The 23,643-nt window shown below is 72.0% G+C and carries 28 protein-coding genes; 10 read left to right on the top strand and 18 right to left on the bottom strand.

The annotated features are described in order from the left end of the window. Nucleotides 1-8: 8 nt before the first annotated feature. On the bottom strand, nucleotides 9-983 hold the full coding sequence (locus AB0F15_RS17935; RefSeq protein ID WP_360271176.1) for a bile acid:sodium symporter family protein: 975 nt from the start codon (nucleotides 981-983) through the stop codon (nucleotides 9-11). Between the two features lie 96 nt (nucleotides 984-1,079). On the opposite strand from AB0F15_RS17935, the gene AB0F15_RS17930 reads away from it, so the two are divergent. Next, a complete protein-coding gene (locus AB0F15_RS17930) occupies nucleotides 1,080-1,913 on the top strand; it encodes a LysR substrate-binding domain-containing protein (RefSeq protein ID WP_360271174.1) in 834 nt (277 codons plus the stop codon). Here the strand turns inward: AB0F15_RS17930 and AB0F15_RS17925 are convergent. Further along, nucleotides 1,910-2,506, bottom strand: a complete 597-nt coding sequence (locus AB0F15_RS17925) for a sigma-70 family RNA polymerase sigma factor (RefSeq protein WP_360271391.1) — start codon at nucleotides 2,504-2,506, stop codon at nucleotides 1,910-1,912. The two genes, AB0F15_RS17930 and AB0F15_RS17925, sit on opposite strands and share 4 nt — an antisense overlap. Before the next feature lie 146 nt (nucleotides 2,507-2,652). Continuing rightward, a complete protein-coding gene (locus tag AB0F15_RS17920) occupies nucleotides 2,653-3,141 on the bottom strand; it encodes a sigma-70 family RNA polymerase sigma factor (protein WP_360271173.1) in 489 nt (162 codons plus the stop codon). 664 nt (nucleotides 3,142-3,805) lie between these two features. On the opposite strand from AB0F15_RS17920, the gene AB0F15_RS17915 reads away from it, so the two are divergent. Then, nucleotides 3,806-4,069 (top strand): WhiB family transcriptional regulator, encoded by a 264-nt coding sequence (locus AB0F15_RS17915; protein ID WP_360271172.1) that lies wholly within the window; start codon nucleotides 3,806-3,808, stop codon nucleotides 4,067-4,069. A gap of 171 nt (nucleotides 4,070-4,240) precedes the next feature. Here the strand turns inward: AB0F15_RS17915 and AB0F15_RS17910 are convergent, their stop codons facing one another. Next, a complete protein-coding gene (locus AB0F15_RS17910; RefSeq protein WP_360271170.1) occupies nucleotides 4,241-5,248 on the bottom strand; it encodes an RNA polymerase subunit sigma-70 in 1,008 nt (335 codons plus the stop codon). Nucleotides 5,249-5,598: 350 nt separating this feature from the next. On the opposite strand from AB0F15_RS17910, the gene AB0F15_RS17905 reads away from it, so the two are divergent. Together AB0F15_RS17905 and AB0F15_RS17900 are read left to right on the top strand one after the other, a co-directional pair. Continuing rightward, the gene (locus AB0F15_RS17905; protein ID WP_360271169.1) at nucleotides 5,599-6,342 is read left to right on the top strand and encodes an SDR family NAD(P)-dependent oxidoreductase; all 744 of its coding nucleotides are present in this window, start codon (nucleotides 5,599-5,601) and stop codon (nucleotides 6,340-6,342) included. A 206-nt stretch (nucleotides 6,343-6,548) separates the two neighbouring features. Beyond that, nucleotides 6,549-7,760 carry an LCP family protein gene (locus AB0F15_RS17900; RefSeq protein ID WP_360271167.1) on the top strand — a complete coding sequence of 404 codons (1,212 nt, stop codon included), beginning with the start codon at nucleotides 6,549-6,551 and terminating at the stop codon, nucleotides 7,758-7,760. A 3-nt stretch (nucleotides 7,761-7,763) separates the two neighbouring features. Here AB0F15_RS17900 and AB0F15_RS17895 read toward each other — a convergent pair whose 3' ends face one another. The 12 genes from AB0F15_RS17895 to AB0F15_RS17840 form a co-directional block, all read right to left on the bottom strand. Beyond that, nucleotides 7,764-8,954 carry an acyl-CoA dehydrogenase family protein gene (locus AB0F15_RS17895; RefSeq protein ID WP_360271166.1) on the bottom strand — a complete coding sequence of 397 codons (1,191 nt, stop codon included), beginning with the start codon at nucleotides 8,952-8,954 and terminating at the stop codon, nucleotides 7,764-7,766. Nucleotides 8,955-8,956: 2 nt separating this feature from the next. After that, nucleotides 8,957-9,886, bottom strand: a complete 930-nt coding sequence (locus tag AB0F15_RS17890; protein WP_360271164.1) for a 3-hydroxyacyl-CoA dehydrogenase NAD-binding domain-containing protein — start codon at nucleotides 9,884-9,886, stop codon at nucleotides 8,957-8,959. Then, nucleotides 9,883-10,629 (bottom strand): acetoacetate decarboxylase, encoded by a 747-nt coding sequence (locus AB0F15_RS17885; protein WP_360271163.1) that lies wholly within the window; start codon nucleotides 10,627-10,629, stop codon nucleotides 9,883-9,885. Before AB0F15_RS17885 ends, AB0F15_RS17890 begins: the two co-directional genes overlap by 4 nt. A gap of 2 nt (nucleotides 10,630-10,631) precedes the next feature. After that, nucleotides 10,632-11,399 (bottom strand): crotonase/enoyl-CoA hydratase family protein, encoded by a 768-nt coding sequence (locus AB0F15_RS17880; RefSeq protein ID WP_360271161.1) that lies wholly within the window; start codon nucleotides 11,397-11,399, stop codon nucleotides 10,632-10,634. Between the two features lie 87 nt (nucleotides 11,400-11,486). Next, nucleotides 11,487-12,644: a CoA transferase gene (locus AB0F15_RS17875; protein ID WP_360271160.1), complete on the bottom strand. Its 1,158-nt coding sequence runs from the start codon at nucleotides 12,642-12,644 to the stop codon at nucleotides 11,487-11,489. 117 nt (nucleotides 12,645-12,761) lie between these two features. Continuing rightward, nucleotides 12,762-13,667: a LysR family transcriptional regulator gene (locus AB0F15_RS17870; protein WP_360271158.1), complete on the bottom strand. Its 906-nt coding sequence runs from the start codon at nucleotides 13,665-13,667 to the stop codon at nucleotides 12,762-12,764. A gap of 36 nt (nucleotides 13,668-13,703) precedes the next feature. Continuing rightward, the gene (locus tag AB0F15_RS17865; protein WP_360271157.1) at nucleotides 13,704-15,086 is read right to left on the bottom strand and encodes a HAMP domain-containing sensor histidine kinase; all 1,383 of its coding nucleotides are present in this window, start codon (nucleotides 15,084-15,086) and stop codon (nucleotides 13,704-13,706) included. After that, nucleotides 15,083-15,769, bottom strand: coding sequence for a response regulator transcription factor (locus tag AB0F15_RS17860; RefSeq protein ID WP_360271156.1), 687 nt, complete (start codon nucleotides 15,767-15,769; stop codon nucleotides 15,083-15,085). Before AB0F15_RS17860 ends, AB0F15_RS17865 begins: the two co-directional genes overlap by 4 nt. A gap of 45 nt (nucleotides 15,770-15,814) precedes the next feature. Continuing rightward, complete coding sequence (locus AB0F15_RS17855) at nucleotides 15,815-16,024, bottom strand: hypothetical protein (protein ID WP_360271154.1); 210 nt, start codon at nucleotides 16,022-16,024, stop codon at nucleotides 15,815-15,817. Then, nucleotides 16,021-16,425 carry a hypothetical protein gene (locus AB0F15_RS17850; RefSeq protein WP_360271153.1) on the bottom strand — a complete coding sequence of 135 codons (405 nt, stop codon included), beginning with the start codon at nucleotides 16,423-16,425 and terminating at the stop codon, nucleotides 16,021-16,023. Before AB0F15_RS17850 ends, AB0F15_RS17855 begins: the two co-directional genes overlap by 4 nt. A gap of 135 nt (nucleotides 16,426-16,560) precedes the next feature. After that, the gene (locus tag AB0F15_RS17845; protein ID WP_360271151.1) at nucleotides 16,561-16,773 is read right to left on the bottom strand and encodes a hypothetical protein; all 213 of its coding nucleotides are present in this window, start codon (nucleotides 16,771-16,773) and stop codon (nucleotides 16,561-16,563) included. Nucleotides 16,774-16,785: 12 nt separating this feature from the next. After that, nucleotides 16,786-17,316, bottom strand: a complete 531-nt coding sequence (locus AB0F15_RS17840) for a TetR/AcrR family transcriptional regulator (RefSeq protein WP_360271149.1) — start codon at nucleotides 17,314-17,316, stop codon at nucleotides 16,786-16,788. Nucleotides 17,317-17,339: 23 nt separating this feature from the next. Here AB0F15_RS17840 and AB0F15_RS17835 point away from each other — a divergent pair, with 23 nt between their 5' ends. Further along, nucleotides 17,340-17,762 carry an SRPBCC family protein gene (locus AB0F15_RS17835; protein WP_360271147.1) on the top strand — a complete coding sequence of 141 codons (423 nt, stop codon included), beginning with the start codon at nucleotides 17,340-17,342 and terminating at the stop codon, nucleotides 17,760-17,762. Between the two features lie 38 nt (nucleotides 17,763-17,800). Continuing rightward, nucleotides 17,801-18,172 (top strand): helix-turn-helix domain-containing protein, encoded by a 372-nt coding sequence (locus tag AB0F15_RS17830; protein ID WP_360271146.1) that lies wholly within the window; start codon nucleotides 17,801-17,803, stop codon nucleotides 18,170-18,172. Between the two features lie 13 nt (nucleotides 18,173-18,185). On the opposite strand, the gene AB0F15_RS17825 is transcribed toward AB0F15_RS17830, so the two are convergent. Continuing rightward, nucleotides 18,186-18,836, bottom strand: a complete 651-nt coding sequence (locus tag AB0F15_RS17825; protein ID WP_360271144.1) for a response regulator transcription factor — start codon at nucleotides 18,834-18,836, stop codon at nucleotides 18,186-18,188. Next, the gene (locus AB0F15_RS17820) at nucleotides 18,811-20,046 is read right to left on the bottom strand and encodes a histidine kinase (RefSeq protein ID WP_360271143.1); all 1,236 of its coding nucleotides are present in this window, start codon (nucleotides 20,044-20,046) and stop codon (nucleotides 18,811-18,813) included. Before AB0F15_RS17820 ends, AB0F15_RS17825 begins: the two co-directional genes overlap by 26 nt. 171 nt (nucleotides 20,047-20,217) lie before the next feature. On the opposite strand from AB0F15_RS17820, the gene AB0F15_RS17815 reads away from it, so the two are divergent. The 4 genes from AB0F15_RS17815 (at nucleotide 20,218) to AB0F15_RS17800 (ending at nucleotide 23,573) form a co-directional block, all read left to right on the top strand. Then, nucleotides 20,218-20,868, top strand: coding sequence for a GPP34 family phosphoprotein (locus tag AB0F15_RS17815; RefSeq protein ID WP_360271141.1), 651 nt, complete (start codon nucleotides 20,218-20,220; stop codon nucleotides 20,866-20,868). A 175-nt stretch (nucleotides 20,869-21,043) separates the two neighbouring features. Continuing rightward, nucleotides 21,044-21,808: an isocitrate lyase/phosphoenolpyruvate mutase family protein gene (locus tag AB0F15_RS17810; RefSeq protein ID WP_360271139.1), complete on the top strand. Its 765-nt coding sequence runs from the start codon at nucleotides 21,044-21,046 to the stop codon at nucleotides 21,806-21,808. A 42-nt stretch (nucleotides 21,809-21,850) separates the two neighbouring features. Further along, nucleotides 21,851-22,864, top strand: coding sequence for an aminotransferase class V-fold PLP-dependent enzyme (locus AB0F15_RS17805; protein WP_360271138.1), 1,014 nt, complete (start codon nucleotides 21,851-21,853; stop codon nucleotides 22,862-22,864). Nucleotides 22,865-22,976: 112 nt separating this feature from the next. Next, nucleotides 22,977-23,573 (top strand): hypothetical protein, encoded by a 597-nt coding sequence (locus AB0F15_RS17800; protein WP_360271389.1) that lies wholly within the window; start codon nucleotides 22,977-22,979, stop codon nucleotides 23,571-23,573. Nucleotides 23,574-23,643 lie beyond the last annotated feature (70 nt).

The raw sequence follows: 23,643 nt of genomic DNA, 5'->3' as shown, positions 1-23,643 counted from the left end.
GAAGGGAGTCAGGCGGCCACGAGTTCGCCTGCGTCCGAAGCGGCGTAGCGGCGCGCCAGCGTGGCGCAGACGATCAGCTGGATCTGGTGGAACAGCATCAGCGGCAGCACGATCAGGCCCACCTGCGCGTGCCCGAACAGCACGGTCGCCATCGGCAGGCCGCTGGCCAGGCTCTTCTTCGACCCGCAGAACACGATCGTGATCCGGTCGGCGCGGGCGAAGCCCAGCAGGCGAGCGCTCCGGCCGGTGGCGCCCAGCACCGCCGCGAGCAGCACGCAGCACACCACGACGAGCACCAGCAGGTGACCGGCGTCGAGCCGGTGCCAGATGCCTTCGGTCATCCCCGCGCTGAACGCCGTGTAGACCACCAGGAGGATCGAGCCGCGGTCGACCAGCTTCAGCGGCGCGGAACGGCGTCTGATCCAGCCGCCGATCCAGCGGCGCGCGACCTGGCCCGCCACGAACGGTGCGAGCAGCTGCAGCACGATCCCGAGCACGGCCGAGCCGTCGACGCCCGCGCCGTCCCCGGCGAGCAGGAGCGCCACCAGCAGCGGGGTGAGCACGATGCCGGCCAGGTTGGACAGCGACGCGCTGCAGATCGCCGCCGCGACGTTGCCGCGGGCGATCGAGGTGAACGCGATCGACGACTGCACGGTCGAGGGCAGCACGGCCAGGAACAGCACCCCGGCGGCCAGCTGCGGGGGCAGCACCGACGGCGGCAGCAGGAACAGCGCCAGGCCGAGCAGCGGGAACAGGACGAACGTCGCGGCGAGCACGACCGCGTGCAGCCGCCAGTGCCGCAGCCCTTCGAGGGCTTCCTGGGTGGACAGCCGGGCACCGTAGAGGAAGAACAGCAGCCCGACGGCGATCGTGGTGGCGGCGCCGAAGCCACCGGCCACCGCGCCCGAAGCGGGCAGCAGGGTGGCGACGCCGACGGTGGCGAGGATGGCGAGGACGAACGGGTCGAGCCGGATGCGGGACATGGATCTCCTTCCACGAACATTCTCGGCGACCCCACGGTCATTGGGAACCCCGATGACCAGACTGACTGTCATCGCGAATCGCGATAAAGTGGCCGGGTGCTGGACCCCCGCCTGTGCCGTTCGTTCCTCGCCGTCGCCGAGACGCGCAGCTTCACCGCGGCCGCGCGGCGGCTCGGGGTCGGCCAGCCGACCGTCAGCCAGCACGTCCGGCGGCTCGAGCGGGACTCGGGCGGGCTGCTGTTCGCCCGCGACACCCACACCGTCGAGCTGACCCCGCGCGGGCAGGCGATGCTCGGGTTCGCGCAGACCGTCGTCGACACCGAAGAACGCGCGGAGCGGCACTTCCGCGGCGCCGAACTGCGCGGCCGCGTGCGCTTCGGCGTGTCCGAGGACTTCGCGCTCGGCGAGCTGCCGGAGATCCTGCACCGGCTGCGCCGCAGTCACCCGCTGGTGGACGTCGAGCTGACGGTCGAGCTGTCGGACGTCCTGGCGCAGCGGCTGCGCGCCGGGCAGCTCGACCTGGTGCTGGGCAAGCGCCGCCCGGGTGCGCACCACGGCCGGCTGCTCTGGCGGGAGCCGCTGGTCTGGATCGGGTCGGCCGCCACGGTGCTGGAGGCCGGTCAGCCGGTGCCGCTGGTGCAGTACCCGATGCCGTCGATCACGCGGCAGCTGGCCGTGGAGTGCCTCGAACGCGCCGGCCTCGAGTGGCGCGCGGCGTGCCAGACGTCCAGCCTCACCGGCCTGCGCGCCGCGGCGGCGGCCGGCCTGGGCGTCACCCTGCACGCCCGCAGCCTGGTCCCGGCCGACCTGACCGAGCTCCACGGTCTGCCCGAGCCCGGCGACATCGAGTTCATGCTGCTGGCCCGCGAGTCGATGGCGGGGCCGGCGGCGGCGCTGGCGGAGTTCATCCTGGAGCGCGTCCGGCGCTAGTCGTCGTCCCCGGTCAGCATCCGCCGCAGCCGGCCCAGCGCGCGGTGCTGGGCGACGCGGACGGCGCCCGGCGTCGAGCTCACCGCAGCGGCCGTCTCCTCCGCCGACAGGCCCACCACGACCCGGAGCACGACGATCTCACGCTGCTTCGGCGGCAGCACGTCCAGCAGCCGGGCCAGCCGTTCGTTCAGCTCGAACCGCAGGGCCCGCTGCTCCGGGCCGGTGGTTTCGCTGACGCCGTCCGGGACCTCGGGCACGGGGTCGCTACGGTTGCGGGCCGCGGCGCGGTGGGCGTCGGCGACCTTGTGCTGGGCGATGCCGTAGACGAACGCGAGGAACGGGCGGCCCTGGTCGTGGTAGGACGGCAGCGCGGTGAGCACGGCGAGGCAGACCTCCTGGGCGACGTCGTCCGCCGAAGCGAACGACCGCTCCTGCCGTCCGACGCGGGCCCGGCAGTAGCGCACCACCAGCGGCCGGACGGCGGCGAGCAGGCGCGCGATCGCGGCGTCGTCCCCGGTGATCGCGGCGGCGACCGGCTCGTCGTGGCGCCGCCAGTGCGGCGGGAACGCCTCGGGGGGCTGCCTCGCGGCGATCTCCCGGACGAGCGCCCGGCTGCGGACCCGCAGCAGGGCGCCTTCCACGTCGAGGCCGGCACGCAGCGAGTCGTGCAGGGCGGCGCTGGACTCCCGCAGCTGCTCGGTGATCGCCCGATCCCCGTACTCGGTTGCCGGCATTTCGCTCACCTTTCCCTGTCCCGCTGGTCACCGGGCCGTGCGACCCGGGATCGCCTGAGGCGTTCGCGCACGTGGCGGAGGGTGGACCGGACGGTCGCGGGGGCGATGCGGAGCGCCTCCGCGATCTGGGCCGGTGTGAAGCCGTCGAGCGACCACGCCAGGACCGTCCGCTGTTTGCCGGGAAGGGAGGCGAGCAGGTCGATGAGCCCCGCGTGCTGCTCGACCAGCCCGGCGAGCTGCTCGTCTTCCCGCGGGTCGCCCGCCAGGGTCCAGTCCGCCCGCGCCTCGCCCGGGACGTCGAGCAGCCGCCCGGCGGCCCGGCGCACCCAGGCCCGCGGGTCTTCGAGGGTCGGCCACGCCTCCAGCGCGTGCAGCATCACCTCGGCGGCGACGTCACGCGCCGGCTCGACCTCGAACCCGGCCTTGCAGAGGAACGCCACGAGGGACGGGAAGTCGGCGCGGAAGAACGCGTCGAACTCGTCGTGACCGCACACGAACCCCTCACCACCCCTCGCCCTCACCAAGACAGGTGCACTGAGGTGACCGCTACGTGTAACGATCCGATCAAGACTGCTCGAGAGGAGTAATGGACCGCATCGCGTCGGTGACGGCTCGTGACGAATGGCCGCGAGGATGCCGGGGTACCCGAATCCCATGACCCACCGAGCGATGATCGAACGCCCGCTCCGGGAGGTCGCGCGACCGGCTCCCGCCGGACGGGTCGGCGATCGGCGACCCGGCGGTCCGCGAACGGCGGATTCCGGCCGGGGTGCCGCCCGGCGGACGGCGGCCGGTGGCGTCGGCGCGGACGTCTGGTCGCGACCGCGGTGTTTCAGCCGAGCTGGGACCGGAAAGCCTTGTGGAGTGCGGCAAAGACCGACCCGCTGAGGCAGCGGGGCGGTCGTGGTGCCGTCCGGCCGGGAGCGGCGCCGGAGTGCGGAGTTCGCCGATCGGGTGACGTGATCGACATCGAGATCCCCGGAAGAAAGGCGTACTCTCATGTGTTGCAGTCTTGGTTGCCCGGAGGGTGAGCCGGGGACCGAAGCCAAAACCCCCTTGACCCAGGCGGATACGCTCGCGCGCGTCCGGCAGGATCAAGTCGGTTGACGCGCCCCAACAATGGAAAGCAGTAAGAGATTAAGGAGGTGAACGAAGGAAATGGAAGCCACGATGACGGGCTGGGCGGAACTCGCGGCCTGTAAGGACGAGGACCCGGAACTGTTCTTCCCGATCTCCGAGGTCGGCCCCGGCGCCCGGCAGACGGCGCAGGCGAAGGCCGTGTGCGCGCGCTGCCCCGTGCGCGCCGAATGTCTCGGCTACGCGCTCGACAACGGCCTTGACCACGGCGTCTTCGGCGGCATCACCGCGGAGGAACGCCGCCGGCTGGTGCGTACCGCTCCGCAGGGGCGCCGAGCAGCCTGAAGCGCCGCCCGGTGACCTCTTCCCGGCGGCCTCGAGCCCAAGCACCGAATCCGGAAGGAAATCCGATTCCGGCAGCGTGTGCGCCCGGGTGGGTGATTCCTCGTGAATCACCCACCCGGGCTTTTTTCACGGGCGCCGACGGGACGGTATATATGCGCTTCTTTGCATCCCTCACGAGGATCCGAGGTCGGCGTGCCCGGCCGGCCACGTCTCCGGCAGGCCCCACGCCGCCGCCGTGGCCGACTCGAAGGCGGCCATTCCCGTGACCAGCCCGTCCTTGATCGTGAGCAGGGTTACCCCGAACCACCGGTATTCGTGTTCGCCCGGACGCAGCAGGTAGCCGGCCACCGCGGGCTGCCGGCTGGCGCCCACCGGCCGCATCCGGAACCGCCCGATGCAGTGCGGCGACGCCGGGTCCATCGAGAGCGAAAGCGCCCGGACGATCGAGGCGCGGTTGCCGAACCACAGCGGGTACGGCGGCATGACCGCCTGGGCGTCCTCGTGCAGCAGCCGGGCGACGGCGGCCGGGTCACCGTCTTCGTACGCGGCGATGAACCGCTTGAGCAGCGCCGTTTCCCCGGCTGTCGGGTCGCCCACCGTCCACTCGGCACGCCGCGCGGGCAACCGCTCACGCAACGTCGCGCGAGCCCGCTGGAGCGCGCTGTTCGCCGACGCCACGCTCGTCTCCAGCAGCGCCGCCGTCTCCTTCGCCGACCAGCCGAGCACGTCCCGCAGGATCAGCGTCGCCCGCTGGCGCGGCGGCAGGTACTGGACGGCGGCGAGGTAGGCCAGCTCGATGGTTTCCCGCTCGACCACGGCGGCGCCGGTGTCGTCCGGGGCCACGCCGTCGAGCAGCCGGTCCGGGTACGGCTCGAGCCACGGCAGGTCGACGGCCGTGATCGGCCCCGCCGGCTCCCCGGCCGGCCCGAGCTGATCGGGCAGCACCCGCCGCGGCCGCCGCGCGAGGACGTCGAGGCACGCGTTCGTCGCGATCCGGTAGAGCCAGGTGCGCACGCTCGCGCGACCCTCGAACCCGTCCCGGCCCTTCCACGCGCGCAGGAAGGTCTCCTGCACGAGGTCTTCGGCGTCGGTGAACGAACCGAGCATCCGGTAGCAGTGCACCTGGATTTCCCGGCGGTGCCGCTCGACGAGCGTTTCGAAGTCCGGAGCGTGACCCACCCCGGCACGCTAGCGCACCCCGGGCTGCAAGCCTGTGGTGAAGCCGGGGTTGCGGTTAGAGCGCTGCGCATGGGACATGGGGGAGGCCTGGCACGGGTGTTGTGGGCGAATGCAAGCCGTCCCGTGCGGCCAACTCAATCGCCGCAGCGGCCAACTCGCCTGCGTTCCCGGTGAGTTGGCCGTTCCGGGCGTCGAGTTGGCCAGTCCGGTCGGTGAGTTGCGCGGATTCGCCGACAGCACCCTGGTACGCGTCGAATGCCCTTCCTGCGAACCGGCCAACGACCTTGCCGGAATCCTGCGCCCCGGGCCGGGGCTCCGCCACCCTGAGCCCCGTAAGAGACACTGTTGCGGTGAGCGGAACGGTGCTGGTGCTCGGCGGACGCAGTGAGATCGGGCTGGCCGTGGCGAAACGCCTGGTCAACGGGGATGCCCGGCGGTTCGTGCTGGCCGCACGGCCGGGGGCGGACCTGACCGCGGAGGTCGCCGCGCTGCGCGAGGCCGGTGCCGAGACGGTCGAGACGGCCGAGTTCGACGCCGACGACCTCGCCGCGCACGGCACGTTCCTGGAAAAGGTGGCGGCCGCGCACGGGCCGCTCGAAACCGTGGTGCTCGCCTTCGGCATCCTCGGCGATCAGGACCGTGCCGAACAGGACAGCGCGCACGCCGCCGCGATCGTGCACACCGACTACGTCGCCCAGGTCGGCGTGCTGACCCACGCCGCGAACCTGCTGCGCGCGCAGGGCCACGGCCGGCTGGTCGTGTTCTCGTCGGTGGCCGGGGTGCGCGTGCGCCGCGCGAACTACGTCTACGGCTCGGCCAAAGCCGGCCTCGACGGCTTCGCGAGCGGCCTCGCCGACGCTTTGCATGGCTCCGGCGTCCACGTGCTGCTCGTCCGTCCCGGCTTCGTGATCGGCCGGATGACCGCGGGCATGTCGCCGGCGCCCTTCTCCAGCACTCCGGACCAGGTGGCCGAAGCGACGGTCGCGGCGCTGCGCCGCGGCCGCGGGGTCGTCTGGGTGCCGGGAGTGCTCCGTCCGGTCTTCTTCGCGATGCGCCTCCTGCCGCGCGCGATCTGGCGCAGGTTGCCGCGCTGACGCGCTAGGGTGGGTCGGTGTGGCCGGTGCCACAGCACTTTCCCGTACGCGCTTCCGCACGGTGCGTGAGGAAACGGGCCGATAGGCCCGATCCGGCTCGGCCGATCGGGCAGCGTCACAGCTTTCCGACAACTTTCTCAGCTTATTCCCAGCTAACGCGGTGATCCTCGAAAGGGGGAACATCCGAGGGAAGCAAGGGGAAAGCCGTGCTGTTGTCGTCGAGGGGGCGCCGCATCGGCGGCCGGGTCGCGCTCGGCGTCGTCTCGACGGTGGTGCTCGGCGCCACCGGCTACCTGTGGACGCAGCTGAGCACCCTGGACGACGGCATCGTCACCGCCGACGTCATCCCGCCGGCGGCGCAGGTCGACAACGATGACACCCCGCCGGGCGAGCCGCTGAAGGTGGCCCAGAACCTCCTGCTCGTCGGGATCGACGCCCGGACCGACGCGTACGGCAACCCGTTGCCACAGAACGTGCTCGACGCGTTGCACGCCGGAGGCGGGGACGACGGCGGCGACACCACCGACACGATGATCGTGGTCCACATCCCGGCAGGCGGCGCCGCGGCCACCGCGATCTCGATCCCCCGCGACTCCTATGTGGACATCGCGGGCGGGTACGGCAAGCACAAGATCAATTCCGCCTACAGCCGCGGCAAGAACGCCTCGATGTCCGGATTGCGCGCCGGGGGGCTGAGCGGCGCTCAGCTGGAGGTGGCGGCGAACGAGGCGGGCGCGAAGACGGCGATCCAGACGGTCGAGAAGCTGACCGGGCTGACCATCAACCACTACGCGGCGATCAACCTAGCCGGGTTCGACGCGCTGTCGCAGGCCGTCGGCGGCGTCGACGTCTGCCTCAAGGCGCCGGTGCACGACAGCTACTCCGGCGCGGACTTCGCGGCCGGCCCGCAAACGCTCTCCGGGGCCCAGGCGCTCGCGTTCGTCCGGCAGCGCCACGGGTTGACCAACGGCGACCTCGACCGCATCGCGCGGCAGCAGGCTTTCCTCTCCGGGATGGCGAAGAAGGTGCTGAGCGCGGGTACGTTCACCGACCCCTCGAAGCTGAGTTCGCTGGTCAGTGCGGTGCAGGGCTCGGTGGTGCTGGACAAGGGCTGGGACGTCCTGAGCTTCGCGCGGCAGCTGCGGGGGATGACCTCGGGCGCGATCGCGTTCGCCACCATTCCGGTACAGAGCCTGTCGCTGCAGACGCCGTCCGACGGCGACGCGGTGAAGGTCGACCCGGCGCAGGTGCAGCAGTTCGTCCGCACGGCGATCAGCACGCCGGCGGTCCGGGCTTCGGGTGACGACACGACCGGCGGCGTGAAGCCCGTGGCGGCCACCGGCACGAAGGCGCCGACGCCGGGTACTTCCGACGCGAAACAGCCGGCGACCAGTACGGCCGCCGGCTGCGTCAACTGACGATCACACGAACGCGGACTGCCCGGTGATCGCCTTGCCGACGATCAGGGTGTTCATCTCGCGCGTGCCTTCGAACGAGTAGATCGCCTCGGCGTCGGCGAAGAACCGCCCGACGTCGTAGCCGAGCACGATCCCGTTGCCGCCGAAGATCTCCCGGCTCCACGCGACGACCTCACGCATCCGCGAGGTGACGAACGCCTTGGCCAGCGACGAGTGCTCGTCCTTGAAGATCCCCGCGTCCTGCAGGCGGGCGAGCTGCACGAGCATGCCCCACGACGCCGTGATGTTGCCGAGGCTCTTCACGAGCAGGTCCTGCACCAGCTGGAAGCGGGCGATCGGCCGGCCGAACTGCTTGCGCTCCTGGGCGTAGGCGAGCGCGGCTTCGTAAGCGCCGATCATCACGCCCAGCGCTTGCCACGCGACGCCGCCGCGGGTGGCGCGCAGGATCTCGGCGACGTCGCGGAAGGAGTCGATGCCCTGCAGGCGGTTCGCCTCCGGCACGCGGACGTCGGTGAGGGTGATCTCGGCGTTCTCGACGATCCGGAACGCGATCTTGCCCTCGATCTTCTCCGGCACGAAGCCCGGCATGCCCTTCTCGACGACGAAGCCCTTGACGTGGTTGTCGTCGACGTCCCGCGCCCAGACCACGATGTAGTCGGCGAAGGTCGCGTTGCCGATCCACTTCTTGGCGCCGTTGAGGATCCAGGTGTCGCCGTCTCGCTTGGCCGTGGTGCGCATGCCGCCCGCGACGTCGGAACCGCCGAGCGGCTCGGTCATCGCGAAGGCGCCGATCTTGTCCATCGCGGCCATTTCGGGGAGCCAGCGGTCACGCTGCTCCTGGCTGCCGCCGCTGTAGATGGAGTACATCGCGAGTCCGTTGTGGACACCGAAGAACGTCGCGACGGAAGCGTCCGTGCGGCTCATCTCCATCGCCATCATGCCGGTGAGCAGGTGGCTGACCGCGGGCTTGTGCTCGCCGTAGCCCTCGTAGGGCAGGCCGGCCAGGCCGCTTTCGCGGAACATCCCGATGAGTTCCTTCGGGAAGGTGCCCTTCTCCCAGTTCTCGTTCACCAGCGGCTTGACGTCGGTGGTCATGAACTCACGCGCCTTGACGAGCAGCTTGCGCTCGTCGTCCGGCAGCAGCGCCTCGAAGTCGTAGAAGTCGGCGGTGAGCTTGTCCTTGAGCGGTTCCATGGTTAGTTCTCCTCCACTGCGTTCAACACTGCGAGCTGCTTGCGGTCGCGCGTCTCGGCGAGTTCCGAGTACGTGGAGGAGCCGTAAGCCGTTTCGACGGCTTCGATGAGCCGTTCCTGCTCTTCGGGGCTCTGGCTGGGGTTGCCCAGCCCGGCCCACATCTTCTTCATGGACTTGCCGATGTGCTCGGCCATGTGCCGGTAGCCGCCGGGGCCGCCACCGAGGTGCGAGCCGAGGAACGGCCCGACCGTGGCCCAGCGGATGCCGAGCGAATTCGTGATCACCTTGTCGAGGTCCTCGGGGGTGACGACTCCCTGCTCGACGAGGTAGATCGCTTCGCGGCTCAGGGCGTTCTGCAGCCGGTTGCCGACGAAGCCGGGGATTTCCTTGCGCTCCACGACCGGGGTCCGGTCGAGGAAGGTGTAGAAGTCGACGGCCTTGCGCACGGACTCTTCGCTCGTGCGCTCGCCGGGCACGACCTCGACCAGCGGGATCAGGTGCGGCGGGTTGAACGGGTGTCCGATGAGGACTCGGGACGCGTCTGCCAGATCGCCGGTGAACGCCGTCGAGGGGATGGCCGACGACGAGCTGAGCAGCAGCGCGTGCTTCGGTGCTTCCTCGATCAGTGTCTGGAAGAGGTCCTTTTTGAACTCGACGTTCTCGGGACCGTTCTCCTGCACGACATCCGCGTCGCGGACCGCTTCGGCGACGTCGCCGGCGAGGATGACCCGGTCGGCGAGGCCGGTGACGTCGAGGCCGCGGGCGGCCAGGTGCGGGGTGAACTCCTCGAGGGCCTTCAGGACGGCGTCGGCGAGGTCCGGTCGCGGGTCGCTCACCCGGACGGTGAGGCCGTGGCCGGCGAACAGCGCCGTCCAGGACAGGCCGATGGTGCCGGCGCCGATCACCGCGGCGGTGCGGAACTGCTGGGTCATGACTGCACTCCCTGCAAGTAGTCGAAGACCGGCTTGACCGGAGCGAGCGTCAGGTCGGTGAGGATGTGGCTGGCGGAGACGACCTCGAGCACCGGCAGGTCGGCCAGCGGGGCCAGGACGTGCTGGAACAGCTGCAGCCGGGCGGGGGCGGTGTAGGCCTCCTTGACCACGACGTCGGTGATCTCGGTGCGGACCAGCTCCTGGACGCGCGGGGCGCCGTCGTAGCCGGGGATCGTCTTCAGCATGAACGTCGGGACCGTGATCTGGCGCTCGGCCTCGCGGGCGTCCAGCTCGTGGTGCTTGTAGCCCATGGTCGCCGTGGCCACCCGCAGCGTCCCGTAGTCCAACGTGCCCACGAGGACGCCGTTGTCGACATAGAGATTCGGGCTGCCGACGGTCTTCGGGTAGGCGCTGACTTCGCGCCCGGACGCCGTCGCCGGGAAGTTGTCGAGGTACATCGCGTGCAGGTACTCGCCGCGCTCGCCGTCGAAGCTGACCTCGATCGCCTGGCCCGACTCGGTGTACGGGCCGTAGCCGGAGACGTCGCCCATCTTCATGACTTCGAAGCGCACCAACGGTTCTTCGACCTGCAGCGGCTCCGGGACGACCGCGCGCAGGGCGTCGGCGTCGGTGCGGTAGACGATGTTCAGGTACTCGCGGTTCGTGAACCTCGGGACGACCGGCGCGAACGCGGGGGCGGTCAGCGGGGTGGTCACGTGCCGGCGGACTTCGTCGATCTTCATGGTTATTCGCCTGTCCACTTCGGAGCGCGGCGCTCGGCGAAGGCGGTCATGCCCTCGCGGACGTCGGCGGACTGCATCAGGGTCTTGGTCACTTCGCGTTGCGCGGCAAAGGCTTCGGCGTCGGAGACACCGTCGGCGGCGCGCACGACCTTCTTGACGGCGGCGAGCGCCAGGGGCGCGTTCTCCGCCAGCTTCTCGGCCAGGCCGACCGCCACGGCGGCGGCGTCACCGTCCGGCGTCACGCGGTTGACCAGGCCGAGCTCGCCGGCACGGCGGCCGGTGACGGGCTCGCCGGTGAGCAGGAACTCCATCGCCAGGTGGTGCGGGATCCGCTTCGGCAGCCGGATCACGCCACCGCCCGCGGCGATCAGGCCGCGCTTGACCTCGGGGAGGCCGAACTTCGCCCCTTCGGCGGCGACGATCAGGTCGCAGCCCAGCGCCAGCTCGAACCCGCCGCCCATGGCGAACCCCTCGACGGCGGCGATCAGCGGCTTGGACAACTCGGCTTCGGTCAGGCCGCCGAACCCGCGGCCCGGGATCTCCGGCGACTCGCCCTTGAGGGCGGCCTTGAGGTCCATGCCCGCGCTGAAGGTGTTCTCGGCGCCGGTCAGGACGCCCGCCCGGAGCGTGGGATCGTTTTCCAGCTCGTCCAGGGCGGCGGCCAGGCCGGCCGCGACGGCGGCGTCGACCGCGTTGCGGGCCTGCGGCCGGTCGATGGTGATCAGCAGGGTGCTGCCGATCCGTTCGGTGCGTACTGCGGTGGTGCTCATGACTTCACTTCCTTGAGCGTCACTTTCACGTGAAAGCGATCCGGAGTTACGACCTCCACGTCACTTTCACGTGAAAGTGACGGTGGTTCAGACCAGTTCGGCGAGGACCTCGGCGGTGTCCTGCCCGGCCAGCGGGGCCAGGCGGCGGATCGAGCCGGGCGTCGCGGAGAACTTCACCGGGATGCCGACCGTGCGGATGGTGCCTTCGCTCGGGTGCTCGACGGTGTCCAGCAGGTGGCCTTCGCGGACGTACGAGTCCTCGTGCGCCCGGTCCAGTTCGAGCACCGGAGCCATCGGGATGCTGTGCTTCGCGCACACCTCGGCCCACTCCTCGGTGGTCAGCGCCGGGGCGCACACCGCGATCTGCTCGCTGAGCCATTCGTTGTCGGCGCGGTTGATGGCGTCGCCGTTCACGCGCGGGTCGGCGGCGAGGTCCGGGCGCCCGGCCGCGGCGAAGAAGTCGCGGAAGTTCTGCGGGTTGTAGGGGATCACGCAGGCGAGGCCGTCCTTGGTGCGGACCGCGGCGTGGCCCTTCGTCATCGACAGCGCGAACCCGGTGGGGCCCTCGGCCGGCTCGTAGGTGTGGCCCGCGAGGTGCTCGACCAGGTTGAACGCGAGCAGCGTGTCGGTCATCGGGATCTCGATCTGCTGGCCACGCCCGGTCCTGTCGCGGTGGACCAGCGCGGCGAGCACGCTGTAGGCGATGGTGAGCGACGACACCTTGTCGCCGATGATCGTCGGCAGGTAGACGGGCTCGCCCAGCGCACGGTTGGTGACGTCGACCAGGCCGGAGGAGGCCTGGACGGTCTCGTCGTAGGCGGCGTTCCCGGCGCGGTCGGAGTCGCTGCGGAAGCCCTGCGCGTGGGCGTAGACCAGGCCCGGGTTGCGCTCGGCGACGTCGGCGTAGTTCAGGCCGAGCCGCGCCAGCGCGCCGGGGCGCATGTTGGTGATCAGCACGTCGGCCGTGTCGATCAGCTTCAGCGCCTGCTCGCGCTCGGTCTCGTCCTTCAGGTTGAGGGCCACGCTGCGCTTGTTGCGGTTGACGTTCAGGTTCAGCGCGGTCATGCCCGGCGTCGTGCGGTACTCGCCGACCCGCACGGTGTCCGCGGGGGATTCGATCTTGATCACGTCGGCGCCCAGGTCGCCGAGGATCTGGGCCGCGTACGGGCCCATGACCACGGTCGAGAGGTCGATCACGCGCACGCCGTCCAGCGGGCCGGTCGTGGTGTCGGTGATGTCCGTCATCATTCGTCCTTTCGCACCTTGCTGTGTTGCTCTACAACCGAAGTTAGTAGCGATCCCGGCGAAAGGGAATGATCATGATACGAACAATGGTATGACCACGGCGATCATACCATTTGGCTAGCTGCTGAGCGGCTCCTTGAAGACCTCTTTCGCGGCTTCGACGAGGTCGTGCAGGTCGCCGTCGGTGCGATCACGCCGCCAGAGCAGGCCGGTGTCCAGCTGGGGCCGGAAATCGGTGAACGGCAACACGATGACGTTGTCGATCCGGTAGCCGTGCATGGGCGACTTCGCGTCGAGCATCGAAATGGAAAAGGCTTCGCCGCTGGAAATGATTTCGGACGTTCCGCTGTATCCGGTGTTGGTCAGCCGGATGCGTTTCTTGACGCCCAGTTCGCTCAGCTGGTGGTCCAGCTGGTCGAAATACGCGGGGGTGATTTCCCCCGGTGAGGCCACGTACGGGAATTCCGTCAGCTCGGCCAGGCTGACGGAGTCGCGGCCGGCGAACCGGTCGGCGGGGACGACCGCGCCGAGCCGTTCCGACATCACCGGCAGCTGCTCCAGCGCCGGATCGGTGATCGGCAGCCGGGCGAGGGTGAGCGCGAGCTTGCCCTCGTGCACGCCCTGCACGAGGTCGGCGGTGGTGCCGGGCCAGCGTTTCAGCTCATAGCGGGCCTTCACGCGCTCGGCGAGGGCGTGGACGCGTTCCCGCAGGCCGGGGTGCACCCCGGCGGGCATGCCGAGGAAGACGGTGCTGCGCTGCGGCTTGGTCGCTTCTTCGAGCTTCCACGGGATGGCGCCGACCTGCTCGAGGACGTCCCGCGCCAGCGGCAGCAGCGCGGTCCCGGCGGCGGTGAGCGTGACGTGGTGCGTGCTGCGGTCGAACAGCTGCTGCCCCAGCTCGTGCTCGAGGTCCTTGATCCGCTGGGACAGCGGCGACGCGGCCATGTGCAGCTTCCGGGCGGCCGCGGAGAAGTTCAGTTCCTCGGCGACCGCCACGAAGTAGCGCAGGTGCAGCATCTCCATCCCCCGACCCTACGGCCACGCGTGCCCGGCGGGGCTTCACGGCAGGGGGAGCGGGGTGGTGGGGGTGGCGGCGGTAAGCGGGAAGGTGAGGGTGAAGGCGGCGCCGCCTTCCGGGGCGGGGCCGGCCGTCAGAGTCCCACCCATCCGGGTGACCAGGCCGTGGACCAGAGCCAGGCCGATGCCCGACCCGACCGGACGGCGGTCGCGGTAGCGCGCGTTCAGCACCCCGCGCTCGAACGCCACCGGGTAGTCCTCCGGGGCCAGGCCGGGACCGCCGTCGCGGACCCCCAGCGAAGCCGTGGAACCGGACACCGAGAGCGAGAACACCATCGGCGCCCCCGCGGGGGTGACGCGCAGGGCGTTCTCCGCCAGGCCGTCGATCACCTGACGCAGCCGTCGCGCGTCGGCCGGCACCAGGACCGGAGAAGCCGGCGCCGCGACGGACAGGCGGACGTCCTCCCGTTCGCACCGCAGCCGCCAGACCTCCGCGCAGTCGCGGACCAGTGCGGCCAGATCGATCGAGGCGACGTCCAGCCGGAACTCGTCGGCGCCCAGGCGGGCCAGCTCCAGCAGGTCCGTGACCAGCCGTTCCAGCCGCAGCGCCTCCCGCTGGATGGTCTGCCCGGCCCGGACCGCGTCGGGACCCGAGGCGACGCCGTCCGCGATCGCCTCGGCGAAGCCCGTCACCGCCGTCAGCGGCGTCCGGAGCTCGTGCGACACCGACAGCAGGAACTCCCGCTGCCGCGCCTCGCTCACCGCGAGCGCGTCGGCCAGCGAGTTCAGCGACCCGGCCACCTCCGCCACCTCGCGCGGCCCCTGCACCGGCACCCGCACGTCCCGCCGTCCGGCCCGCAGCGAGCCCGCGGCAAGAGCGGCACGGCGCAGCGGACGGCCCAGCAGCCGGCCCGAGACGAACCCCGCGAGCGCCGCCACCGCCAGCCCGATCCCCAGCGCCAGCAGGATGTTGCGCACTAGAGCCCGTTGCGTCGCTTGCGCGTTCCGCGTGGGCAGGACCAGTGCGAACGCCGCCCCCCGCGCGCCGACCACCCGCGTCTCGACCAGGTACTGCGAACCCGCCACCGTGACGCGCTGGGACTCGTCGGCGCCGAGCCCGGCCTTGACCGCGGCCTGGACGGCGACGGCTTCCCCGAGCGCCTGCCCGCCCGCGCGCCGGACGACGACCGAGATGCCCTGCCCGCGCACGACGTCGGCCACCTTGCCCACGCCCAGCCGGTTGCCGATGCCCGTTTCGTCCAGTTGTGATGCGACGACGTCGGCCTGCGCGGACAGCGACGACTGCAGCGCGTTGTCCGCCGTGGTCCGGATCAGCCGCGACCCGACCAGCCCGGCCACGATCACCGCGACGCCCGCGACGGCCAGGCAGACCAGCGTGATCCGCCCGGCAAGAGTGCCTCTCACGCCGGGTCCGCCGCGTAGCCGATGCCCCGCACCGTCCTGATCGGACTCGACGGGCCGAGTTTCGCCCGCAGCTGCGCGACGTGGACGTCGACCGTGCGCGTGCCCGCCGCCGCGGCGTACCCCCAGACGGCGCTGAGCAGCTGGTCGCGCGAAAGCACCTGCCCCGGGTGCCGGAGCAGGTGCGTGAGAAGGTCGAACTCCGTCGACGTCAGCGAGATCTCGGCGTCTCCCGCCCACGCGCGCCTGCTGGTGACGTCGACGCGGGCCCCGCCCACCGCGAACGTCTCCGCGGCCGGCGCCGCCCCCGAGGCGCGGCGCAAGACCGCCCGGACCCGGGCCGCCAGCTCGCGCGGGCTGAACGGCTTGGTGAGGTAGTCGTCCGCGCCGATCTCCAGGCCCAGCACGCGGTCGAGCTCGTCGTCGCGGGCGGTGACGAACAGCACCGGCGTCCAGTCCCCGGCCGCCCGCAGTGCCTTGCAGATCTCGATACCGTCCATTCCGGACAGTCCGATGTCGAGCACGATCGCCACCGGCTTGAGGCGCCGGACCGCGTCCAGTGCCCGGCCGCCGTCGGCCTCGACGTGCACGCCGAAGCCGTCGCGCTTGAGGTAGAGCGCCGCCAGCTCGGCGATCGCGGCCTCGTCCTCGACCACGAGGACGAGGCCGCGTCCCGGTGACCCCATGCCTGCTCCCGTCTCCGCCGTGTTCAGAGGGGAGACGCTAGCCGGTCAGGGCGAGCCATCGCTGTTCATGTCCGACTCGATACCGTTCAGTGTCGACTCGATCCCGCTCAGCTCCGCCGACGAAGACGACGACACCGACGACGGCGCGGGCGCATTCCCGGACGGTGAGCCCATCAGGTTGTCGCGGCAGGCCGAGCAGCCGAGCGCGATGACCGCGGCGGCCCCGACCGCCGCCGCGATCCTCGCGCCCCTCACTTGGCCGGCTTGCAGTGCGCGGACGCGAAGGCGTCCAGCTTCTGCTTGGCCGTGTCCAGTTCGCCGATCCGGCCCTGCCGCTTGGTGGCGCGCTGGTCCAGCTGGTCGGCGCGGGCGGTGTGCCCCGCCGCCCGCTGGTCGGCGGCCCGCGCCTTGAGGTTGGCCACCGAGCCCTTGACCTCGGCGCCGCCGTTGATCCGCTTCTTCAGGTTGTCGGCCCGCTTCTGCAGTTTCGGCACCCAGTCCGAGCAGACCTGCTGCGACTCCTGCGGGCTGAGCGTGATGGGCGCGACCGGCGCCGGTGACGTCGTCTGGGCCGAGGCCAGCGGCGCCGCCACCAGCAGGCAGGCCGCGCTCGCGCCGCCCGCCAGCGCCAGCCGCGTCCAGGTGGTTCCTCGCATCGTCTCTCCCTCGTGTCCGTTCCCGGTACTCCGGGGTACGAGGAGAACTCTGGCGGGGCGGTGTACGAAGGGCGTCCGCCTGGTGTTCGGGCTTTGTAAGGCCGACGGTGACCGACGTGCGCGCGAGGTCGAACGTCACCGTGTCGCCGAGGCGTGGCAGGGCCGGGTCGAACAGCGGCCCGTCGGTGCTGCTGCCGTCGCGGTCGTGGTCGGTGCGGTCTCCACCCACGCCGTCTCGCGAATCCCGTCCGCGTAGCCGTAGACCGGCCGGCTTTCCGGTGGTGCGGCGGAAGCCGCGAGCCCCGCCGTCGTGAGCAGTGCGGCCAAGAACCCCACTAGCAGTCGCATCGAGACAGGGGATCACGGGTTTTCGTACATCGCCAGGAACTTCTCCATGGCGGCGTCGACGGCTTCGCGGTCGCCGGTCGTGACGAGGTCGAGCAGCAGCCCGCGGGCCACGGCGAGCCCGAGGCGGGCGTGGGCGGACCGGTCGGCCTCCGGGACGCCGAGCCGGGCGAGCCGGGCTTCGATGGGGCCGAGCCAGTTATCGATCACGCCGTCGAGGAACTCCGCCGTGCCCGGGGTGCCGCCGAGTGCCCGGCCGTAGAGCTGGAAGAACAGCTTTTCGTTGGCGCGCAGGTCCTCGTCGGTGAGCCGGCGCCAGAACTCCGCCGGGTCGAGGCCGGCGAGCGCGGCCCGCTGCCGGGCCTCGACCTCCCGCGCCACCGCCGTGAGCAGGCCTTCCTTCGAGCCGAAGTGGTAGATCAGCATGCGGTGGCTGGTGCCCAGGTCCGCGGCCAGCGCCCGCAGGCTCCGGTCGGCCCCGCCGTGGTGGGCGATCCGGTCGATCGCCGCGTCGAGCAGCTTGGCCCGCGGGCTTGCGTCGATCATGTACCAAATGGTACACGTACCAAATGGTACAACGCATTTCGGTTCGCGTCCGGTCGGCTGCTCCGCCCGACGCCGTCTACTCCCTGCTGCGAGACGGCGCCAGTTGGCCGATGTGGTCGCCGCTGGGGTCGTTCGAGCTGGTCCGCGCGGGGGAAGGCGAGCCCGAAGGTCTCGGCGCGATCCGGCTGTTCAAGACCAACGGCGTCCGCTCGTACGAGAAGATCGTCGCGCTGGAACCCGGTCGCCGGTTCGGTTACGCGCTGGAGCGCGGCTTGCCGCTGCGGGACTACGTCGCCTACGTCGATCTCTCGCCCCGCGACGGCGGCACCGACATCCACTGGCATTCCACGTTCACGCCGAAGATCCCCGGCACCGGGTGGTGCTACCGGTGGTTCCTCGGCGCCTTCGTCAAACGGGTGGCCGCGGGATTGGCTGCCACTGCCTGAACGGCGTGTTACTCTCCCCCGGAAAGTGGGGAGACGCCGTGGAGCCCGATCCGTACGACCGCAACTGCCCGACCCGCCAGCTGCTCGACCGCATCGGCGACCAGTGGACGGTGCTGATCGTCGGCGCGCTCTCCGGCGGCCCGCTGCGGTTCACCGAGATCGGCCGCCGGGTGGACGGCATCTCCCAGAAGGTGCTGACGCAGACGCTGCGCAGCCTGGTCCGCGACGGCATCCTCACCCGCACGGCGTACCCGACGATCCCGCCGAAGGTGGAGTACGAGCTGACGGCGTTGGGGCGCAACCTGTCCGAGCCCCTGGACGTGCTGGACCGCTGGGCCCGGCAGCACATGACCTCGGTCCTGGAGGCCCGGGACGCCTACGACGCGGAGCACACGCCCGCGTCCGCGTAGCCGTCGTGTTTCCTCACCGGGCCACCAACCCCGCTTCGTGGGCCAGCAGCCCGGCCTGGGTCCGGTTCGCGCAGCCGAGCTTCACGAGCATCCGCGAGACGTAGCTCTTCACCGTCGCCTCGGCCAGGTGCAGCTTCGCGGCGATGTCCGCATTGGACAGTCCGGAACCCAGGCAGGCCAGCACATCCCGCTCACGCCCGGTGAGCCCGGCGATGCGGCGACGCGCGTCTTCGCTGCGTTCGCGGCTGTCCGAAGACAACGCCACCAGCCGCCGCGCCGCGGACGGCGAGAGCACCGTGTGGCCGTCCGCCGCCACGCGGACCAGGCCGATCAGGTCCGCCGGGGGCGTCGACTTCACCAGGAAGCCCGCCGCGCCCGCGCGCAACGCCCGGATCACGTACGTGTCCGCGTCGAACGTCGTCAGGGCCACCACCGCCGGCGGGTCCGGCAACGCGGTGATCCGCGCGATCGCCGTCAGCCCGTCCACGCCCGGCATCCGCAGGTCCATCAGCACCACGCGCGGCCGGTGCCGGATCACCGCCTCGACGGCTTCGGCGCCGTCGGCGGCCTGGGCGACGACCTCGATGTCGGCCGCCGAACCCAGGATCGTGCGCAGGTGCGCGCACACCATCGGCTCGTCATCGACCACGAGCACCGGGATCACCGTGCGTACCTTCCGCAGTCGGGACGTAGGCGGGCAGTATCGCACCGACCCGGAACCCGCCGCCGGGTGCGGGCCCCGCGTCGAAGCGCCCGCCGACCAGTTCGACGCGCTGCCGCAGACCCGCCAGCCCGGCCCCGGAACCGCGGCCCGCCAGCGCCGGATCGGGCGCGCGCACCGCCGCCGTGTTGCCGACCGAGACGTCCAGGCCACCCGGGTGGTAGCGCAGGGAAACCGTCGCCGACGCCCCCGGCGCGTGCTTGCGCACGTTCGTCAACGCCTCCTGCACCAGCCGGTACGCGGTGCGCGCGACGGTCGGCGACACCTGCGCCGGATCGCCGTCCACCACGAGGTCCGTCGCCACCCCGACCGACCGGGACTCCTCGACCAGCCGCGCGGGGTCACCGGGCTGGTCCGGGCTGAGCGTCCGCGGCCCGGTCTCCGCGCCGTTGCGCAGGACGCCGACCAGGTCGCGCAATTCGTCCAGCGCCAGCGCGCCTTCGCGGCGGATGTCCTCGGCCGCCGTCCGCGCGGCCGGGTCGGCCGATGTCACCCCGAGCGCGCCGGCGTGCAGCACCATCAGGCTGAGCCGGTGCGTGACGACGTCGTGCATCTCACCCGCGAGCCGTCGCCGTTCCGCCGCCCGGGCCTGCTCGGCGAGCAGGTGCTGCTCGCGCTCGGCGCGTTCCGCCCGATCGCGCAGCGACTGCAGCAGTTGCTTGCGGGCTTCGATGTAGAGCGTGAGCACCACCGGCAGGACGGTGCTGAGCAGCCCGAACGGCGTGGTCGTCCAGCTCGGCGCCCACGGCCGCATGGCGATGATCGCGAGGATCCCGGCCAGCCACAGCACGGTCCGCCGGTCCAGCACCCGCACCGCCTGGGCCAGCAGCACCGGGGTGATGGCCGGCACGGTCGTCAGCGCGACGGGGTGCACGGGCACGAGCAGCCCGGGCGCGAACAGGTCGGAGGCCAGCATCGCGAACGCCGCCGCCGTGACGAACCCGGCCACCAGCGCCGGGAAGCGGAACAGCAGCACCAGGGAGAGGTCGCAGACCACCTGCAGCACCAGGCCGGCCGCCGGACCGAGCGCCCCCGTGGTGCGGTCGCCGAGGACTTGGTACAGGACGTTGAGCCCGGCGAAGACGACCGCCGGCAGGAACAACCAGAAGGTGTCGGTGCGGCTCGGCCACAGCGGCCTCCGGGCGGTGGTCACGCGGTCACGGTAACGGCCGCGCCGGGCCGCCGCCCCGGCTGCGCAACCAAAGTTGCGCCCCGCCGCGGGGGTGCGCAACGTTCGTCGCCGCGAGCACCCTCCTCGTCCGGTTTCGCCGCGAACGCCGGAACCGGTGGACTGGGCCGACCACGAACGAGGGACGGAACCGAGATGAGCGAGCTGTCCTTGCCGGCCCGGGCGTATCTGCTGTCGTGCGACACCGGGCGCCACCGGCTGCCGGGCCGGGAGCGGGTGGCGCTGCTGGTCCGGGCGGCGGCGTTGACGGACCTGGTGCTGCGCGGCCACGTCACCGACGACGGCGGGCGCCCGGCGGTCGCCGGCTCCGGTGGCACGGGCCACCTGGTGCTCGACGACCTCCTCGCCGAGCTCACCGGGGACCCGCACCGGAACTGGCGTGCCTGCGTGCGTCGCGGCGCCCGCGGGACGCTGCAGTCCCTGGAGGCGCAGCTCGACGCGGCGGGGGTGATTTCGCTGCGGACGTCCCGCGTGCTGGGGGTGTTCCCGCGCCGTCGCCCGGAGGTCCGCGACCCGGCGACGGCGGCCGCGCTCCACGACCAGGTGGCGGCGGCAGTGCGCACGGATGTGCCGGTGGCCGCCGACGTCGCGGCCCTGGCGTCGCTGGCCGCGGCGGTCGAGCTGGGCTCGGTGCTCCCGCGCGGCGAACGCCGCCGCCACCGCGAGCGGCTCGCGCAGCTGGCGGAGCAGGCGGGTGCCGCCGTCCCGGCCCTGCGCCAGGTGATCCGCGAACTCCGGGCCGCCCGCACCGCCGCCATCGCCACCACCTCCGGCGGCGGCGGCTGACCGCCGCGGACGCAGCCGGACGACGCGCGGGACCGAGCCTCGCCGGGTACGCGTGTCGTCCGTTGCGGGCGGCTCCGGCGGCGGAGGGGGACGAGGGGGCTCCCTCCGCCGCCGGGTGACGACGGCCTCGGGAGTTCGGCGGCCGCCGAAGTGTCGGGGACCTAGCTTCGACGGCATGGACGAATTCCGTGCCCTGCACGTGCCCGGCTCCCCGCTGCTGCTGCCGAACGCGTGGGAGTTCGGCGTCGGCGCCTTCCTGGCCACGCAGGGCTTCCGCGCACTGGGCACGACCAGCCTCGGCGTGTCCGCGGCGGCCGGGGAGCCCGACGGCGCGCCGTCGACGCGCGACGCGACCGTCGCCCTCGCCACCCGCCTGGCCCGGCTGGACGCGCTCGTCAGCGTCGACATCGCCGACGGCTTCAGCGTGGACCCCGCCGCGGTCGCCGAGCTCGCGGCCGAGCTGGCCGACGCCGGCGCGGTCGGCGTCAACCTCGAAGACGGCCGGGCCGACGGCTCGCTCGCTGCCGTCGACGTCCAGTGTGCGCTGGTCAAGGCGGTGAAGGAGCGGGTGCCCGGCCTGTTCGTCAACGCCCGGACGGACACGCACTGGGCGGGTGGCCACTCCATCGCCGAAGCCGAGCGGCGAGTGCGGGCGTACGTGGCGGCGGGCGCGGACGGCGTCTTCGTGCCCGGCCTCGCCGAGCCGGGTGACGTCGAGCGCATCGTGGCCGTCGGCGTGCCGCTCAACCTGCTGTTCCTGACCGGGAAGGTCACCGTGGCCGGCCTGGCGGAGCTGGGGGTCGCCCGGGTGAGCCTCGGTTCGCTGCCGTACCGGATGGCGCTCGCGGCCGCCGCCGAAACCGCGCGGGCGGTGCGCGACGGCCGTGACCTGCCGCTGAGCCCGCCGAGCTACGCCGACGTCGTCGCGCTGCTGCCGTAAACCGGGTGAACCGGCCCGGCCGGATCTGCTTGGGTCGGGAGCATGCGTGCCTTCGGAACCGACTTCGCCGTCCCGCCCGGCTACCTGAACACGCCCAGCGTGGGCATCCCGCCCGCGCCGGTGGCCGCGGCCGTGGCCGAATCGGTGGAACGCTGGCGGACCGGGGCGACCCGGCCGGGGGAGTTCGACCAGTACGTCACGCGGGCGCGGGCCGGGTTCGCCCGGCTGCTCGGCGTCGAACCCGGGCGCGTCGCGAGCGGCGCGTCGGTCTCGCAGCTCGTCGCCAACGTCGCCGCGGCGCTGCCCGCCGGCACCCGCGTGCTCGCCGCCGAAGGCGACTTCACCAGCGTGACGTTCCCCTTCGCGGCGAACCCCGGGGTCACGGTGACCGAGGTGCCCCTGGACGCCCTGCCGTCGCGGGTCGAGGGCCACGACGTCGTCGCGCTGAGCGTCGTGCAGTCCGCCGACGGCCGGATCGCCGACCTGCCGGCGGTGCGGGCCGCGGCCGAGGCGGCCGGCGCGGCCGTGCTGCTCGACGCGACCCAGGCGGTGGGCTGGCTGCCGCTGGACGTCGCCTGGGCGGACTGGGTGGCCGGGGCGGGGTACAAGTGGCTCGGCTCGCCGCGCGGCACCGCGTGGCTCGCGGTGCGGCCGGACGCGCAGGAGCGCACCCGCGCGGTCGCGGCGAACTGGTACGCGGGGGAGGACCCGTGGGCCACGGTCTACGGCCTCCCGCTGCGCCTGGCCGGCGACGCCCGCGCGTTCGACCTCTCGCCGGTCTGGCTGGCCCAGGTCGGCTCGGCCGTGGCACTGGAGTACTTCGGCGGCCTCGACCTCGCCCAGGTCCAGGCGCACAACACCGGCCTGGCCGACACGCTGCTGGCGAAGCTCGGGCTGCCGCCCCGCGGCACCGCGATCGTGGCGCTGGACGCCGACCCGGCGCTGGTGGCCGGGGCGGGGATCGTCTCGAGCGTCCGCGGCGGCCGGGTGCGGGTCGGCTTCCACCTCTACAACACCGCTGACGACGTCGAACGCGTCTTACACGCATTCGAGTGAAGGGCCGGAGCCGGGTGAACTACCGTATGGTCCCGTGGTTGGTGCGCGTTTCACCCCAGGCCCGTCCGACACGGCCCCGCTGGGCGCGGTTCCCCCGCAGCCCCGCCCGCCCGTGCCGGGCCCACCGGCGCGCGACACCCGGTCCCTGCTGCTCAGGGGCGCCGGGCTGGTCGCGATCGCCGTCGTCTCCGGGCTGCTGTGGTTCCTGATCCGGCACGACTCGGCGCCCGACGAGCCGGTCGCGCAGCCCCCGGCGCAGAACACCGGGCAGTTCAAGTTCACCAAGGTCGCCGGGCCGGAGCGGTCCGAGGACTGCGCCGCGAAGTCCTACGGCAAGACCAAGGACTTCTTCCAGGACACCCCGTGCCGGTCGCTGGTCCGCGCGCTGTACACGACGGAGTCGGGCGGCGCGAAGGCGCTGGTGTCCGTGGTGGTGGTCGGCATGCCGGACTCGTCGAAGGCGAAGGCGCTCAAGACGCTGACCGAGCAGGACAACACCGGCAACGTCACCGACCTGGTCCGCGACAAGACGTTCGCCGGCACCGGCACCCCGAGCGTGAGCGGCAATGACGCCGCGTACGCGGCGAAGGTGGACGGCACGAACACGACGATCGTGCTGGCCGACTTCTACGCCAAGCACAAGGACAAGGACCTGATCGAGCGGATCGCCGACGACGCCCTCCGCCTGTCGGCCGACCTCCACAGCTGAGTGCCCTGCCGCGGCCGTGGGGGGGGGGGGGGGTGGGGGGTGGTGGTGTGAGTTCTAAACACACGAAGCG

The organism is Amycolatopsis sp. NPDC026612, from assembly GCF_040638285.1.
GTDB lineage: Bacteria > Actinomycetota > Actinomycetes > Mycobacteriales > Pseudonocardiaceae > Amycolatopsis.
This window is presented reverse-complemented; position numbering and strand designations above follow the sequence as displayed.